The organism is Solirubrobacter pauli, assembly GCF_003633755.1.
Classification (GTDB): Bacteria; Actinomycetota; Thermoleophilia; order Solirubrobacterales; family Solirubrobacteraceae; genus Solirubrobacter; species Solirubrobacter pauli.
Map to the genome: position 1 here is coordinate 452,969 of NZ_RBIL01000001.1, position 14,738 is coordinate 467,706.

The 14,738-nt window shown below is 72.4% G+C and carries 15 protein-coding genes and 1 riboswitch; of the genes, 7 read left to right on the top strand and 8 right to left on the bottom strand.

Annotated elements, in window-relative coordinates; genetic code table 11:
* Positions 1 to 15: 15 nt before the first annotated feature.
* The 5 genes from C8N24_RS02125 to C8N24_RS02145 all read right to left on the bottom strand — a co-directional run bounded on the left by C8N24_RS02125 (position 16) and on the right by C8N24_RS02145 (position 7,179).
* Entirely contained in the window at positions 16 to 915 is a 900-nt protein-coding gene (locus tag C8N24_RS02125) for a carbohydrate kinase family protein (protein ID WP_121247526.1), read from the bottom strand.
* 51 nt (positions 916 to 966) lie between these two features.
* Complete coding sequence (locus C8N24_RS02130; RefSeq protein WP_121247528.1) at positions 967 to 2,082, bottom strand: pyridoxal phosphate-dependent aminotransferase; 1,116 nt, start codon at positions 2,080 to 2,082, stop codon at positions 967 to 969.
* Positions 2,079 to 2,612, bottom strand: coding sequence for a helix-turn-helix domain-containing protein (locus tag C8N24_RS02135; protein ID WP_170178783.1), 534 nt, complete (start codon positions 2,610 to 2,612; stop codon positions 2,079 to 2,081). The genes C8N24_RS02130 and C8N24_RS02135 overlap by 4 nt, the downstream gene beginning before the upstream one ends.
* 44 nt (positions 2,613 to 2,656) lie before the next feature.
* Entirely contained in the window at positions 2,657 to 6,688 is a 4,032-nt protein-coding gene (locus C8N24_RS02140; RefSeq protein ID WP_121247531.1) for a S8 family serine peptidase, read from the bottom strand.
* A 98-nt stretch (positions 6,689 to 6,786) separates the two neighbouring features.
* Entirely contained in the window at positions 6,787 to 7,179 is a 393-nt protein-coding gene (locus C8N24_RS02145; RefSeq protein ID WP_147447572.1) for a hypothetical protein, read from the bottom strand.
* A 25-nt stretch (positions 7,180 to 7,204) separates the two neighbouring features.
* On the opposite strand from C8N24_RS02145, the gene C8N24_RS02150 reads away from it, so the two are divergent.
* The 4 genes from C8N24_RS02150 (at position 7,205) to C8N24_RS02165 (ending at position 10,425) form a co-directional block, all read left to right on the top strand.
* The gene (locus tag C8N24_RS02150) at positions 7,205 to 7,771 is read left to right on the top strand and encodes a hypothetical protein (RefSeq protein ID WP_121247535.1); all 567 of its coding nucleotides are present in this window, start codon (positions 7,205 to 7,207) and stop codon (positions 7,769 to 7,771) included.
* A 63-nt stretch (positions 7,772 to 7,834) separates the two neighbouring features.
* Positions 7,835 to 9,397, top strand: coding sequence for an OmpA family protein (locus tag C8N24_RS02155; protein ID WP_121247537.1), 1,563 nt, complete (start codon positions 7,835 to 7,837; stop codon positions 9,395 to 9,397).
* 59 nt (positions 9,398 to 9,456) lie between these two features.
* The gene (locus C8N24_RS33600; protein WP_170178784.1) at positions 9,457 to 10,119 is read left to right on the top strand and encodes a hypothetical protein; all 663 of its coding nucleotides are present in this window, start codon (positions 9,457 to 9,459) and stop codon (positions 10,117 to 10,119) included.
* 45 nt (positions 10,120 to 10,164) lie between these two features.
* A complete protein-coding gene (locus C8N24_RS02165) occupies positions 10,165 to 10,425 on the top strand; it encodes a hypothetical protein (RefSeq protein ID WP_121247538.1) in 261 nt (86 codons plus the stop codon).
* Between the two features lie 7 nt (positions 10,426 to 10,432).
* On the opposite strand, the gene C8N24_RS02170 is transcribed toward C8N24_RS02165, so the two are convergent.
* Positions 10,433 to 10,999 (bottom strand): PRC-barrel domain-containing protein, encoded by a 567-nt coding sequence (locus tag C8N24_RS02170; RefSeq protein ID WP_170178785.1) that lies wholly within the window; start codon positions 10,997 to 10,999, stop codon positions 10,433 to 10,435.
* A 44-nt stretch (positions 11,000 to 11,043) separates the two neighbouring features.
* On the opposite strand from C8N24_RS02170, the gene C8N24_RS02175 reads away from it, so the two are divergent.
* Positions 11,044 to 11,385, top strand: a complete 342-nt coding sequence (locus C8N24_RS02175) for a hypothetical protein (RefSeq protein WP_121247543.1) — start codon at positions 11,044 to 11,046, stop codon at positions 11,383 to 11,385.
* 42 nt (positions 11,386 to 11,427) lie between these two features.
* On the opposite strand, the gene C8N24_RS02180 is transcribed toward C8N24_RS02175, so the two are convergent.
* Positions 11,428 to 12,243, bottom strand: a complete 816-nt coding sequence (locus C8N24_RS02180; RefSeq protein WP_121247545.1) for a DUF2382 domain-containing protein — start codon at positions 12,241 to 12,243, stop codon at positions 11,428 to 11,430.
* Between the two features lie 222 nt (positions 12,244 to 12,465).
* Here C8N24_RS02180 and C8N24_RS02185 point away from each other — a divergent pair, with 222 nt between their 5' ends.
* Positions 12,466 to 12,792: a hypothetical protein gene (locus C8N24_RS02185; protein ID WP_121247547.1), complete on the top strand. Its 327-nt coding sequence runs from the start codon at positions 12,466 to 12,468 to the stop codon at positions 12,790 to 12,792.
* Positions 12,793 to 12,798: 6 nt separating this feature from the next.
* A riboswitch (ZMP/ZTP riboswitch) is annotated at positions 12,799 to 12,882 on the top strand.
* Positions 12,883 to 12,900: 18 nt separating this feature from the next.
* Positions 12,901 to 14,139 carry a serine hydroxymethyltransferase gene (locus C8N24_RS02190; protein ID WP_121252882.1) on the top strand — a complete coding sequence of 413 codons (1,239 nt, stop codon included), beginning with the start codon at positions 12,901 to 12,903 and terminating at the stop codon, positions 14,137 to 14,139.
* A gap of 60 nt (positions 14,140 to 14,199) precedes the next feature.
* Here C8N24_RS02190 and C8N24_RS02195 read toward each other — a convergent pair whose 3' ends face one another.
* Positions 14,200 to 14,727, bottom strand: a complete 528-nt coding sequence (locus C8N24_RS02195; RefSeq protein WP_170178786.1) for a cupin domain-containing protein — start codon at positions 14,725 to 14,727, stop codon at positions 14,200 to 14,202.
* Positions 14,728 to 14,738: the final 11 nt, after the last annotated feature.

A 14,738-nucleotide genomic window follows, 5' to 3' on the forward strand; every position in this document is an offset into this window, starting at 1 on the left:
TGGCGCGGTTCGTCCCTAACGCGCCGCGGAGCGCGTCGGCGGCGCCGGCAGGCCGCGGCGCGTGCCTTCGTCCACGAAGTCCGCGAGCTTCGTCGCGCCGCCCGCGCCGGTCGGCACGCGGGTGGACAGCGCGGCGTAGAGCGCGGCCCACCGCAGGGTGTCCTCGACGCCCATGCCCGTCGCGTCGCCCCACGCCCAGGCCGCGACGAACAGGTCGCCCGCGCCGGTCGTGTCGATCGAGTGGCCGACGTCGAAGCCGTCCACGGACACGATGCGGCCGTCGACCGAGGCCACCGCGCCGTCGGCGCCGAGCGAGACGACGACCAGCGGGACGCGCGCGCCGATCATCGCCGCGGCCTCCTCGGGCGAGCCGGCGCCGGTGAGGACGAGCGCCTCGCGCTGCTCGATGAAGAGGCCGCGGACGCGGCCCGCGGCGCCCGGGAGGCGGCCGGCGAACGCGCGGGCGTCGTCGTCGCCGACGCTCACGTAGGCGTGGGCGCCCGCCGGGACGACGTCCAGCTGGCTGAGGCCGACGATCACCGCGCGCGGAGACAGCTCCGCGACGTCCGCGGCGCGGGCGCGCACGCCCGGGTCGTAGGTGACCATCGCGCGCTCGTTGCCGATCGGCATCACGGCCGTGACCGGCGTGCGCGGGCAGCGCGGGCCGGCGAGCTGCACGCCCTCGCGCTCGATCATCGGGCCGATCAGGTCGCCGGCCTCGTCCTGGCCGAGCGGCGCGACGAGCGCCGTCGCCAGCCCGAGCCGGGCCGCGCCGATCGCCGTGATCGCGCCGCCGCCCGGCGTGCGCACGAGATCGCCGGCGAACCGCTCCTCCCCGAGCGCGGGCAGGCCTTCCAGACCCACGAACGTGATGTCCAGGAAGGCGGGCACGGCTACGACGACGTCAACACCCATGAGGCCGCCAACTCTTTCAGGTCGGGCGGCGAACAGAAAGGCCCAGGGCCTTTAAGCGAGGCGCGCGGAGAGGCTCTCGAGGCGTTCGACCGGCTCCGCGGAGAAGACGAAGCGGACGTGGCGGGCCGCTACGTCGGCGCCCCAGCCGGTCATCGGGGTGGCCGCGACGCCACGCTCGAGGAACCACTCGGCCGGGCGGTCGGTCTCGACCAGCAGGGACCAGCCGCCGGCCGGTCGCACGATCCGCCAGCCCGGCAGCGCGGCGATGATCGCGTCCCGGCGCGCCTGGAGCTCGGCGACGCACTCCGCCACGTGCGCCTGCGGGCCGCGCAGCACGGCTTCCGCGGCGCGGCGCGCCACGGAGACCGCGCCGGTCGTGTTGTAGACGTGCACCCAGCCCGCGTCGCTGACCACCGGGGCCGGCCCCGCGATCCAGCCGACGCGCCAGCCGATCATCCGGTACGCCTTCGACATGGAGCCGGCGATCACGGTCCGCTCGGCCATCCCCGCGTGCTCGAGCGGACCGCACGGCTCGCGGCCGTCGAACACGAGCGCCTCCATCGCGGCGTCGTAGAGCAGGAAGAGGTCGTGCTCGGTGCACAGGCGCGCGACCTCCGCCCAATCCTGGCGCGACAGCACGCATCCGGACGGCATCGACGGGCTCATCAGCAGCAGCGCCACGGTGCGTTCGCTGACGGCGGCGGCCAGCGCGTCGCGGTCCAGCGACCACTCGCCGTCCCGGACCACCAGCGGCGCGAACACCGGCACGCCGCCCGCCAGCCGGACGCGGTTGACGAGCCCCGCGTAGATCGGGTCGGTCAGCACGACCTCGTCACCCGGGTCGATCGTCGCCAGCAGGATGTCCAGCACGGCCTCGCAGCCGCCGCACGTGATCACGATCTCGCGCCGCGGGTCGTAGACGTGCCCGTGACGGGCCGCGATGTGGTCGCTGACCGCCGCACGCAACCCGAGGTCGCCCGTGAACGGCAGCCACGAGTTCGAGACCGGCGAAGCGAGCTCGGCGCGGGTCACCGCGACGGCCTCCGGCGGCAGCGGCAGGTCCGTGTCGAGGTTCTCGAGCCGGAGCACGTCGGCGCCGACGACGGCGTCGGCCACCTGGTCGATCCCGAACCCGGCTACACCGTCCATGCGCGCGGCGCGTTTCATCGCGATGACCTCCCGGTCAGCATCAGCAGGGTGCCCGAGGCGTCCTCGAGCGCTTCGTAGACGTGCGGGACGGAGCCGCTGTAGGCCGCGTAGTCGCCGGGGCCGAGCTCGACCGCTTCGCCGACCGGCCCCACGCGCACCCGCCCGGTGAGCAGGTGCAGCCGCTCCTCGACGCCGAACGGGTGCGGCGGCGCCTCGCGCACCCGCCCCGCGTGGAAGCGGATCGCGTACAGCTCGCCGAAGACGCCGGGCCGCTCGAAGCGCTCCAGCAGCTCGGCCTCCAGCGCCGCGCCCTCGACGTGCGTGCCCGCTCCCGCCCGCACGACCAGCGGCGACGCCGGAGCGGACTCCAGCAGGGCCGCCAGCGGCACGCCGAGCGCGTCGGCCAGCGCGTACAGCGTGTCGATCGTCGGGTTGCCCTCACCGCGCTCCAGGGCCGCGATCGTGTTGCGCGCGACGCCTGAGCGGCGCGAAAGCTCCAGGGCGGACATCCCGCCCCGGAGCTCCCTGAGGTTCTTCGCGATCGCCACGCTGCGCATCGTACTGCGCAACTACTGCGCAGCGCAATGCGCAACTACGGCTTGGTCACCTCGATCGGCACCGTGAACGCCGTCGGCGCGCTCTTCGGGCCCAGCAGCAGCTCGCCCAGGTAGGTCTCCGCGGACGTCATCGCCTTCGCATACGCGACGTGCAGCGTCACCGTCGTGCCCGCCGGCACCGGTCCGTCGGGCAGCCCGGTGACCTTCAGGTCGGTGCCCTGGATGGCGTTGACCGTGAGCGTGATGCCCGGCGTGCCGGTCACCTGGTAGCCGTGCACCCATACCTGGTACCGGCCGTCCGGCGGGCGCACGAGGTTGACGGACTCGTTCGCCGTGCCGGTCGCCGACGACGCCACGATCTCGTCCGGCGTGAACGCGCCGTCGCCGTTCGCGTCGTAGACGACGAACAGGTCGACGTCGTTGGACGCGTACGCGGTCGACACGCTCAGCCGTGAGGCGTGGGCGATCGTCACGGTCTTCTTGATCGACGCGGTCGACGGGTCGGCCGGATCGTCCTGGTGCGCGGTCTCGGTCGTCACGTCCGGCTGCGAGAGCCCGAACGCGTCGGCGGCCAGCCCGTCCAGATCCACGCTCGAGCGGAAGCGCACGTCGAAGCTGCCCGAGTCGGACGCGGCGTCGACCGACACCGACGACGGCGACACGTTCGCCGAGCCGAGCGTCGACTTGAAGGGCACCTCGAGCTTGTCGCCCTGCCAGCCGACCTGGTGCTGGACCAGCGCCTGCAGGCCCTCCTGCGCGGGCGCGGTGATCACCTCGCGCGGCCCGCCCGTGGCGGTGTCGAACGCCCACGTGCCGGCGCCGATGTTCGTGTTCTGCGACTTGCCGACCGTGTCGAGGATGTACGGCGCGCCGAACGGGGCCGTGCCGCCGAACAGCTGGTACTGGTTCTCCGACCGGCCCATGATCAGCGTGTCCAGGTCCGTGTAGGGCCCGGGGTCGTCCCAGGTCGTGTCGGCCAGGAACACCGTCCCCGGCGGCGGTGCCTTGAGCAGGTCGTAGTAGTAGAAGCGCCACGAGCCCGACTCCGGTCGCCACGCCCAGTCCGTGCCGGAGTAGAGCGACCCGTTGTCGTAGAGCTCGTTCGAGTACGGCGTCCCGCCGAACGTCACCGCGCTCGTGAGGTTGCCGTCGGCGTCCTGCGCCGGCTGCGCCGCCACGGCGACCGACACCGGCACGGTCATCGAGTCCGCCCCGCGCGAGAGCGAGATCGCGCCCTGGTACATGCCGTAGGGCGTTCCGGCCGGCACGTCCACCTTCGCGGTCAAGGACCCGGAGGCCGTCTTGGGCGCGGTCAGCCACGCCCAGTCCTGGTTGGTGTAGAAGTCGACCCGGATCTGGAAGTTCGTCTTCGGGATCGCCGCGCTGCGGCCCGGGTGGTAGAAGCCGAGGTAGATGCCGTCGGACATCCGCGCCTTCGGGTCGCGCACCTGGACCATGAGCGAGTTGCCGGTCGGGTTGTTGTAGGCGAACCGCACGTACTCGCCCTGCTCGATCTCCGAGCGCCGGTAGTCGATCAGCGGCTCGCCGTCGATGTTGGTCCGGTCGGACGCGACCTTGTCGACGACGCCGTCGCGGTCGCGGTCCGTCCACAGCCGCCCGTCGCGGTTGATGTCCGTCCACGAGTAGGCGAGCATCCGCCACGTCTGATCGGCGGCGTAGTCGCCGTTCGCGTCGAGCTGGTCGTGCGGGTAGACCGCCCGCAGCACCATCAGGTCCGCATTGGGGTTCTGCTTGACGAGGTTCGAGACGTCGACCAGGTAGTCCGGCGCGTTGAACGTGTACGGGCTCTCCGCGGCGGTGTTGGTCGTGAGGTTCAGCGTCGTCGACGACGTCTTCTTCAAGACGCGATCGGACACGTTCCAGGACCCGCCGCCGCTCACGTCGAACGTCTGCGTGTCCGAGCCGCCCGGGGCGATCACGTGCGTGAAGACCGGGTACTCCTTGCCCCGGTAGTCGCCCACGCGCCACTGGTCGGGCGACACCGTCGGCCCGCCGCTCGCGGCCTTCACGGCCCGGGCCGCGTCGAGCGATCCGGCGCCCTGCGTGAACGTGTCATAGCCGAGGTCCTCGGTCGAGGACTTCAGCGCCCGCTTGGCCGCGTCCGGCGTCGGAGGCTGGGCGCCGTGGGCCTTGCGCCACGCCTGGTAGACGAGCGCGGTCGCGGCGGCCGCCACCGGCGTCGAGCGCGAGGTGCCACCCCACGTCTCCCAGGCCGTCTGGCCGTCCATCACGGAGTTCAAGGTCGCGTCGCCGCTCGAGTACGAGCCGTCGGCGACGAGGTCCACGCCGGGCTTGCCCGTCGCGCCCGGCCCGCGGTTCGAGAACGGCGCGATGTCGTTGTCGACCACCTGCGAGTAGCGCGCGATCGAGTCCCAGCCCGTGGCGCCGAACTGCGTCGAGGCACCGACGCTCACCCCGAGCGACGGCGACGGCGCGGTCGTCGTCCCGTAGCCGGGGGCGCCGTTGCCGGTCGAGAACAGCGGCGTCGTCGTCGAGCCCCCGTGGATGATGTCGGCCTCCTGCGAGGCGGCGTCGTAGCCGTCGTTGTCGGCGTCGGAGGAGCCGTAGGAGTTCGAGGTGACGTCGATCCCGTGCTCGACCGAGAACAGGTACCCGAGCTGGGTCGAGGTCTCGAACGAGAAGTAGATGTCGCCGTATGGCGCGAGCTTGGCCTTCGGCGCGCCGCCGAGCACCGCGCCCGGGTATGTGCCGCCGGGCAGGTCGGTGAACGTCGGCGCCTTGCCGTTGATCACGGCCTGGCCGACGACGTTGGAGGCCGTCAGCGTGCCGTGCCCCTCGATGCCCGGGTCGAAGTCACCCGTCCAGGCCAGCAGCGCGCCGGGCGCGGGCTTCGAGTCGTCCCCGAACTCGGCGATGCCGCCCGGGATCTTCGTCCGGCCGTCGGAGATGAAGTACAGGAGGCCGCCCGACACGTCGGTGTAGCCGTCGCCGTTCATGTCCCGGTAGGACGCGGGCGACGCCTTCGTGACCGGCTTCTCGTCGGAGAAGTCGTGGTCGTCGTCGAGGTCGACGTAGACCGTGTCGTACGCTCCCGCCCGCTTGCTGTCGACCACCAGGAACGCGGGGCGCTCCTCGTAGGTCTGCAGCAGGTAGTCGTCGGGGTGCGAGCCCAGCCGCACCGTGCCCGACTTCGTCCACGCCCGCGGGAAGCGGTAGGTGTGCGCCGCCACGCCGTCCGGCGCGTCGAAGTTGCGCGACGGGCCCGTGCGGGTGCCGAAGCGCAGCGCGCACGTGCCGCGCGGGTTGAGCGAGGGGCACGACACCGCGGTCGTCGGCGTGTACCAGGACAGCCCGCCGCTGACGAGCTCCGGCGCGAGCAGCAGCTGGAGCGTGCCGTACGGGTCGAATGCCTTCGGCCAGCCGTTCCAGCCGTCGTCGGTGATGTCCGTGTCGGTCGCGCCCGACCACGTCTGCCAGGTGCCGATCAGGTCCGGGTGGCCGAAGTCGGTGCCGCCGTCGAGCACGCCGACCGTCGAGCCCTCGCCGGTGAAGCCCGCGTTCCACGCGCCGGTGAAGTCGTGCGTGCGCGCGTCGAGCACGTCGAGCTTGCGGAGCTTGTCGAAGTTCGAGCGCCGTAGCGGCGGCGCCTGGGCGTACGGCACGTCGGTCTGCTTCTGGCCCTCGTGGCGGTCGCGCAGCTGAGCGCGCGAAGGTCGCCGATGGCCGTCCGGCCGGTCGGCGGGCTCGCCCGTCTTGGCGAAGCGCACCAACCCCACGGAGACCACGCCGTCGAGCGAGGCGACCTTCGTCGCCGCCTGCACCGGCACCCGCCCGGCGACCAGCGAGGTCTTCCGGGTCGTGGCCGTGTGCTCGCCGCTCAGCAGCGCCTCGACGGGCCCGGGATCACCCGAGACCGTCACGAGCACGGGCACCGTCTCCGTCGCGCCCGCGTCCACCTTCGCCTGCAGGCCGGCGTCGAGCTTCTCCCGCGCGCCGTCGGCCTTGGTCGTCACTTCCTGTGCCTGCGCCGTCCCGGCCCAGGCGCACGCCGCTGCCAGCACGGCCGGCAGCACCGCTTTGCGCATGAACGTCCTCCCTGTCTGACCGGTGGCAGACCCACCACCGGGTCAGTTCGGTATACGCCTGCCGTTTCGAGCTGTCAAACGAGAACCGATCTCATGTTTCACTCACCGGCGAGCGACGCGATCCGCCACGCGTCGTTCACGCGCGTGAGCTGGAGCGTGTCCCGCGACGGCGGCTGGCCCTGCGCGGCGCTGTTGACCTCGGCGGTGGCCTTGTCGCCGTCGACCTTGATCGCGCCGATCGTCAGCGTCGGGGCCTGCACGTCGCCGAGCCCTTCACGCAGCGCGGACTCGCACGGCAGCCCCGAGGACTCGACCTCGTCGACCAGGCCGGGCGCCAGCAGCTCGTCGCACAGACGCTGGTAGTCCTTGGCCGCGGTCGCCTTGCCGAACGCGTCCACCGTGGTCTGCACCTGCTCGGTGTCCGACAGCCCGCCGCCGCAGCCGGAAAGCCCCACCGTGCCCAGGATCAGAGCAATGAGCGGGCCGCGCACGGGGCGGAGCATAGAATGGCTGCGCATGTCGACTGCGGGACCGATCGGATCGTGGCTGCGCTGTTACCGGTGCTGGTCACAGGACCTCGAGGTCCAGGTCCATTACGAGGGCATTCACCGGATCGACCCGGACACGGGCCGACGCGCCGAGGTGGTCGACGAGCTGCAAGAGGCCGTCGTCCAGTGCCTCGACTGCATGCACGACCAGCCGCACCTGATCTTCCACAACGACCGGATCGAGCCGGTCGAGGACCGTTGGGAGCGGATGGTGGTGGGCACGCCGTGGGTGGCGTCGTGCACGGTCACCGTGGACGCGGAGTCGGTGGAGACGTGCTCGGGCCCGGAAGCCGCCGACGCCCTCGCCTACGCGGCGTTCGGTGATCACGGCACGCGCGAGTTCTTCACCCACGTGCGCTTCCACAAGCACGAAGAGGACCAGATCGTGGTGCATCTGCTCGTGGAGCTGTACGCGCGCAACAACGACGAGGCGACCGGTGTGCTCGAGGACGCCGCCCGCGGCCAGCTCGCGATCACGAGCCTCGCCGAGGAGTCGCGGCCGCCCGCCGCGACGAGCGGCGACCACCCGCACTAGCCACCCGAAGGATTGCCCGAACAGGCATTGCCGGGCCCACTCGGGCCCGGTTAGTGTCGGGCGGTGAGACCGGAGCACGAGGCGGGCGAGCACCAGCGCGAAGACCAGCGCGCCGCCCGCATACCGGACGTCGCCCCCGACGTCCCGCAGTCCACCCACGACCGGCTGCTCGGCCTCCAGCAGCAGGTCGGGAACGCCGCCTTCGGCCGGATGGTGAGCCGCTGGAAGGCGGGGAAGGCGATCCTCGCGCGCGAGGACATCCCGACCGAGGCCGAGATCGCCGAGGCGGAGGCGTGGGCCGCCGAGGGCAAGCGCAGCGGCAAGGACCTCACGCCGGGCGCCGGCGGCTCCGGGCTGAACAACGCGCCGGGCGGCTTCGACGCCGAGTACGACCCCAAGCTCGGCGAACTGACGATCATCATGCGCTGCGGCGTCGAGTTCGTCGACGGCATCTCCAAGGCCGGCGTCGCCCGTCCGGGGCTGGAGAAGGAGCTCGAGAAGGCCAACGCGCTCCCGACCGAGGTGCAGCGCCAGCAGCGGCTCGCGCTGTTCCGCTGGGGCGAGGGCGAGGACGCGATCGACAAGACCACCTTCCGCACCGACGTGGAGAACGAGGTCGAGCCGTTCTGGAGCGGCAAGCACCAGTTCTTCATGCGCAAGAAGGGCTGGAGCTGGCTCGGCGCGACCGTCAAGGTGGACCTGAAGGTCGACAACAAGTCGCGGCTGCCCGACGCGCACCTGACCATGAAGCCCGTCAAGGTGCCGGACACCGTCAGCCTGGGCGCGAACGTCGAGCCGGGCGCGGCGACCAACGCGCGCGACCAGGTCATGAACGTCACGAGCAACGTGAACGCCTCGGGCTCGTTCCTGAACCACTTCGTGACGTTCGACGTCGGCCAGTCGGCCATCAAGGCCGGCCAGGACACGAAGCTGCAGAAGGTGATCGACACGTTCAAGGGCGCGGAGACCGCGCCCGGGTCCGGCGTCGCCGACGCCCGCTCGATCCAGACGCCCGTGTTCCTCACCGGCCACGCGAGCAAGACCGGCAACGCCGACCTCAACCAGCGGCTCTCCGAGGAGCGCGCCCGCTCCGTCGAGGCGTTCATGAAGGCCCACGGGTTCGTCAACACCGAGGTGCGGACGGCCGAGATGGGCGTCGGGGACACTGAGGCCACCGGCGGCGAGGTCGAGCAGGACCGGCGCGTGGACATCCAGATCGGCAGCGGGAACAGCCAGAACACGCTCCGGCACGAGTTCGGCCACGCGTTCGGCCTGGGTGACGAGTACGCGTCGACGCCGCTCGTCAGCCCCGGTCAGACGCCCGCGCAGGGCACGCCCGCGATGGGCGACACCGCGACCCATGACAACCTCGTCAAGAACATGGTCGACGCGGGCGGCACGCCGCTCAAGGGCGCCGTCTGCGAGCCCACCGACTCGATCATGTCCGTCGGCGACGTCGTGCGCCCGCAACACTACGCGACGTTCCACGCCTCGCTGACCAAGATCACGGAGCCGCACGGCCCCTGGGCGCTCGGCTCGCCCACGGCGAAGAACGAGGCGCTGCCCGGCGCCGCCGGGGCGGGCGGGACCGCGCCGACGCCCGACCCCGACGCCGTCCCCGTGTGAGATGGCTCGCGTGCGCGTTGATCGTGTTGTGCGGATGCGGGTCCGCCCCGGAGTCCCCGGTGGCTGAGCCCGCCCGCGACGCCGCCGGGGTGCTGTTCGCCTACGAGGCCGGCAACCACCTGCACCGCTACGGCGGGCGCGTCTTCGAGGACGGCCGCTACGAGCTGTTCAGCGGCGAGCCGGACTGGGAGGCGTTCGAGCCGTTCACGGCCGATCAGGTCGACGAGATCGCCGCGGCCGTCGACGAGGCCCGAGGGCTGCCGGCCGAGATCCACGGCACCGGCACGCCGCCGCCGGACGTCGCCCGCGCGACGTTCACCCTGCGTGACAAGGAGGTCCTCGTCGACCAGTACCCGCGTGCGTCGCCGCCGGAGCTGGAGGCGATCCTCGAGCTGATCGCCCGGCTGCGCAAGAAGGCGCCGGTCGCGAGCACGTGGACGGTGTGGACGGGCACGGACACCGTGACGCTCGACGTGCCGTGCGACATGGGCGACGTGCCCGTGCTCGCCGACCTGCGCGACGCGCTGTTCATGCCCTCCCCCAGCGCCGCCGCGCCACGGCTCCAGGACCCGCCGGCCGGCACGCCGCTCGTCCGGATCGAGTTCGCGAACGGCGAGACGCACACGGTCGCGGCCGACGAGGACGAGCCCGGCCGCGCCGACGCCGTCAAGGCCGCGCTGTCCGCCACGGACTGGGCGAAGCTCCCGCCGCGCCTGTGCTGAGCGTCTACCATCCAGGGTCGATTTCGACCTTCACGAGGACGCACCATGGCTGAGAAGAAGAAGAACGCCAAGATGGCGAACCGCAACGTCGGCGTCGAGGTCATCAAGGATGACGGCGACAAGTACGTTGTGATCCGTGACGGCTTCCGCGTCTACGGCGGCAAGGGCGTCGCCCTGGCCGAGGCCGTCCGCCTGGCCACGAGCCTGGAGGCGTCCGCCGGCGTCTCGCGCATCAACGGCGACGGCTCCGTCACCCCGGGCACCGTCACCGACGCCGGCGAGTTCGTCGAGTACGTCGCCGCCTAGGTAGGCCTCACCGCGAGGCGCCCCGCTCGGGCGCCTCGCCCTCGTCGGCGTCCTGGACGTCGACGATCTTCCCCTCGGGCGGCGGCTCGTGCTCGAGGCGGATCTCCTCACGGCGGACCGGCACGGTCTGCTCCACGTGCTCCACCACCGTGTGCTTGCGCAGCCGCACGCGCTCGCGCGGCTTGGCCGGCTCCACGCCGAAGCTGACCTCCTCCTCCGAGCGCACCATCTCCGCCTCGGGCCCGGTGTCGCCCTCGAGGATCTGCGTCGGCTCGCCGTAGTGCGCGGCGAGCCGGTCCTGCTCTTCGTCGGTCAGGTTGACGTCGGCGTCGACGTTCGGCGCCTCGCGGATCTGGTCGAGCGTGTACGGCACTTGCACGTCCTCGCCGAGCTCGCGCGCGCCGTCGAGCGGGACCATCGACTCGCGGCGGCGGAACAGGCCGGTCTGCACACCCGCGTAGGCGGGACGGTCCTGCTCGTCGAGGTAGAGGGCGCCCAGGTTCCCGGCCTTCTCGCCGTCGCGGTCGACGACGGTCTTGCCACGCCAGGCCAGCACGGTGTCGAGATCAGGCATGCCGCTACAGCTACCCATCAGGCCGACTGGGTAGCACTGCGCGCGTGACCACCGCGATCATCATCGTCGCCGTCGTGCTCGTCCTGGTGCTCGTCGCCGTGCTGCTGTTGCGCGCACGGCGTCCCGACCCGGCACAGCGCCGGGTCGAGGCCCGCGCCCGCCGGGCGGAGGCGGGACGCCACGAGGAGGCCGCCGCCGAGGCCGAGCAGACCGCCGGCCAGCTCCGCGCGCATGCGCAGGAAGAACGGCAGGCCGCCGAGGAGCACGCGCGCAAGGCGCGTGAAGCCGCCGGCGAGGCCGACCGGGTGCAGGCCGAGGCGCGTGAGCGCCAGGAGGCTGCGGCCGAGCAGGCGCAGCGCGCCCGCGACATCGACCCCGACGCGTAGGCGGGGCCGGCGCGTCAGCGCGCCGGCCCTCGCCCGCAGGCGTCAGCGGCGGTTGTCGTCGTCGACGTCGATGCGCTCGGAGCGCACCGTCTCGGAGACCTCGCGCTGCTCGGTCTCGACGTCCTTCTCGAGGCGCACGCGCTCCTTGGGCACCGTGCGCTTCTCGACGACGGGCTCCTCGGCGCGGAGCGTCACCTCGTGCTCCTCCTCGGAGATGTCCGGGCCGTCGAGCGCGTCACCGCGGTTCGCGTCGGTGATCGGCTCGCGCTCGAGGCGGACCTCCTCGCGGCGGACCGGCACCGTCTCGGTGACCTGGTCCTCGACCACGTACTTCTTCAGCCGGACGCGGCCGGCTTCGCGCTCCGTGGTGCCGACGTGCAGCTCCTCCTCCGAGCGCGTCATCGCGCTGTCGGTGTTCGGGCCGCTCGTGTCGGTGCCGGGGCCGCCGACCTCGCCGCGGGTCGTGTCGCGGTCATGGTCGCGATCGTGGTCGCGGTCGAGCACGCCGGCGTCGCGGTCGCGGTCGCCGTCGAAGTCGCGGTACTCGCGCCCGTAGTGCTGGTAGAGCGCGCGCTCCTCCTCGTGGGAGAGCTCGCCGTCGGCGTCGACCTTCGGCGCGTCCTTGACCTGCGCCTTCTCGAACGGGACGCGGACACCATCACCCGACGCCTGCGCGTTCTGCAGCGGGACGAAGCTGCGCTTGGTCCCGAACAGGCCGGTGGTGACCACCGCCCATTCCGGCTCGTCGGTCTCCCGGTCGAGGTAGATGTCCTCGATCGTGCCGATCTTGTCGCCGTCGTTGTCGACCAGGTCCTGGCCGCGCCAACTGAGCACGTCCTCGCGGGCGTACGTCGCCATGGTTCGTTCCTCCTGAGGTGGGATTACGACTGGTGACGGCCTCCCCGAGGCACCGGCCGTCGTCCTTGAAGCCTCACCACCGCCCGCCGCCGGAAAACGATCTCACGGCCCGTGCGTACGCCTTTCGTCACGTTTGCGACGGGGCCGTCAACCCAGCGCCAACGATGTTTCTGGACGGGTCTCCGATGGCAAGACCTCCGAGCCCGTTGGTAGCGTCGCCGGATGTCCGACGACGCCCTCGACCGGCTGCTGCGCCGCCCGTCCGTGGTGGCCGCGGTCCGCGACCTCGGCGTCACCTCCCTGGCGGTCGAGGACGTGCTCGTCGCACTGCGCGCCTTCGGCCCGGTGCGGATCGAGATCGACGACGACCGCGAGCAGCCCTATGTGTGCCGGCTGCGGGCGGGCGACGCGGTCGAGAGCGGCCGGGGCCGCACCGTGCTGCACGCGGCGCTCGTGTGCTGGGCGGGCGCGCTGGAAGGCCTGAGCGACTACACGCAGCAAGGCGTGGCGGACCTCGAGCGCTTCCTGCTCGGGCCCGACCTCGCGTAGTATCCAGCTGCGCGCCGTGACTGGCGCTCGGGTGGAAGTGACCACCGGGAAGCGGCGCGACCCTGATCGCCGCGCGCCTGGGCACCAATCCGATCCACGGAGGTGCTCATGCCCACCCCGATTGCCCTCGCCGACCCGCGCGTCGCCGAGCTGATCGCCGCGGAGACCGCGCGCCAGCACGACACGCTGTGCCTGATCCCGTCGGAGAACCACGTCTCCCCGGCCGTGCTCGCCGCCACCGGGTCCGTGCTCACGAACAAGTACTCCGAGGGCTACCCCGGCCGCCGCTACTACCAGGGCAACGCGGTCGTCGACGGGATCGAGGAGCTGGCGGCGAGCCGCGCCCGTGAGCTGTTCGGCGTCGAGCACGCGAACGTCCAGCCGCTGTCCGGAGCGCCCGCGAACCTCGCCGTCTACGCCGCGTTCCTCGACCCCGGCGACACCGTGCTCGGGATGGCGCTGGACGCCGGCGGGCACCTCACCCACGGCTGGGGCGTCTCGGTCACCGGCAAGTGGTTCCGCGCCGTGCGCTACGGCGTGCGGCGGGACACCGGCACCGTCGACCTCGACGAGGTGCGCGCGCTCGCACGCAGGGAGCGCCCGAAGCTGATCTGGTGCGGCGGCACCGCGATCCCGCGCACGATCGACTTCGCCGGCTTCGCGGCGATCGCCGAGGAGGTCGGCGCGGTGCTGGCCGCCGACGTCGCGCACATCGCCGGCCTGATCGCCGGCGGCGCGCATCCCTCCCCCACGGGTCACGTGGACGTCATCGCGACCACGACCCACAAGACCCTGCGCGGCCCGCGCGGCGCGATGCTCCTGACGGGCGAGCAGCACGCACGCGCCATCGACCGGGCGGTGTTCCCGGGTCTGCAGGGTGGCCCGCACGACCACACCACCGCGGCGATCGCGGTCGCGCTCCACGAGGCCGCGCAGCCCGCCTTCACCACCTACGCGCACGCGATCGTCGCCAACGCGCAGGCGCTCGCCGCCGCCCTGGCCGAGCGCGGCTTCGACCTCGTCTCGGGCGGCACCGACAACCACCTGCTGCTCGTCGACCTCACCGCCAAGGGCGTCGCCGGGCGCCCCGCCGCCGAAGCCCTCGAGCAGGCCGGCCTCGTCGCCAACTCCAACGCCGTCCCGTTCGACCCCCGTCCGCCGCTCGACCCGTCCGGCCTGCGCCTCGGCACCCCGGCGATCACCACCCGCGGCCTGCGCCCCGAGCACATGCCCGAGCTCGCCCGCTGGATCGACGAGGCCGTCACCGCGACCGGCGACACCGACACGCTCGACCGCGTCCGCGGCGAGGTGACCGAGCTGGCGCGAGCCTTCCCGCCGCCCGCCTAAAGGCCCAGTGCCTTCATGTGAACCGGCGAGGTCATGGCTCAAGCTGAGGTGGAGCCTGAGCTATGACCTGCGGATGCGCAGGTGATCGCCCACCGTGACCGTGCCGTCCGCGTCGAGCACGATCGGCGTGGCGCCGAGCGCGACGGGTGACGGCGCGATCACGATCTCGTCCGCGGGGCGCAGGCCCGCGCCGCCGGCGGGCGGGTCGTGCTGGTCGAACGGCACGCGCCGCCGGTCCCGCAGGCCGCGCATGTAGTCGCCGAAGCCGGTGCCCGGCATGTGCAGGTTCACGTACCAGAGGTCGACGGCGCCGGCGTTGCGGAACCCGTGGGCGACCATGGGCGGGACGAGCACGATGGTCCCCGCGCCCGCGGTCCGCGCACCGCCTTCGACCTTCAGCGTCAGCGTCCCTTCCAGGACCACGAAGACGTCGGTGTGCCCGCGGTGCACGTGTAGGTCCGCCCCGTCGCGGCCCGGCGCGAAGCGCGACAGCGTCGCGTGCACGGCATCCAGCTCGGCCAGCAGCTCGACGGTCCGATCCGCCGAGTCCCCGATCAGCTCACCCTGTCCCGGCGTCAACTCCAGCATGAGACCGAGGC

Coding starts and splice junctions, on each gene's coding strand:
- C8N24_RS02125 (WP_121247526.1), bottom strand. CDS start 915: ATGGGTGTTGACGTCGTCGTAGCCGTGCCCGCCTTCCTGGACATCACG.
- C8N24_RS02130 (WP_121247528.1), bottom strand. CDS start 2,082: ATGAAACGCGCCGCGCGCATGGACGGTGTAGCCGGGTTCGGGATCGAC.
- C8N24_RS02140 (WP_121247531.1), bottom strand. CDS start 6,688: ATGCGCAAAGCGGTGCTGCCGGCCGTGCTGGCAGCGGCGTGCGCCTGG.
- C8N24_RS02150 (WP_121247535.1), top strand. CDS start 7,205: ATGTCGACTGCGGGACCGATCGGATCGTGGCTGCGCTGTTACCGGTGC.
- C8N24_RS02165 (WP_121247538.1), top strand. CDS start 10,165: ATGGCTGAGAAGAAGAAGAACGCCAAGATGGCGAACCGCAACGTCGGC.
- C8N24_RS02170 (WP_170178785.1), bottom strand. CDS start 10,999: ATGCCTGATCTCGACACCGTGCTGGCCTGGCGTGGCAAGACCGTCGTC.
- C8N24_RS02180 (WP_121247545.1), bottom strand. CDS start 12,243: ATGGCGACGTACGCCCGCGAGGACGTGCTCAGTTGGCGCGGCCAGGAC.
- C8N24_RS02185 (WP_121247547.1), top strand. CDS start 12,466: ATGTCCGACGACGCCCTCGACCGGCTGCTGCGCCGCCCGTCCGTGGTG.
- C8N24_RS02190 (WP_121252882.1), top strand. CDS start 12,901: ATGCCCACCCCGATTGCCCTCGCCGACCCGCGCGTCGCCGAGCTGATC.
- C8N24_RS02195 (WP_170178786.1), bottom strand. CDS start 14,727: ATGCTGGAGTTGACGCCGGGACAGGGTGAGCTGATCGGGGACTCGGCG.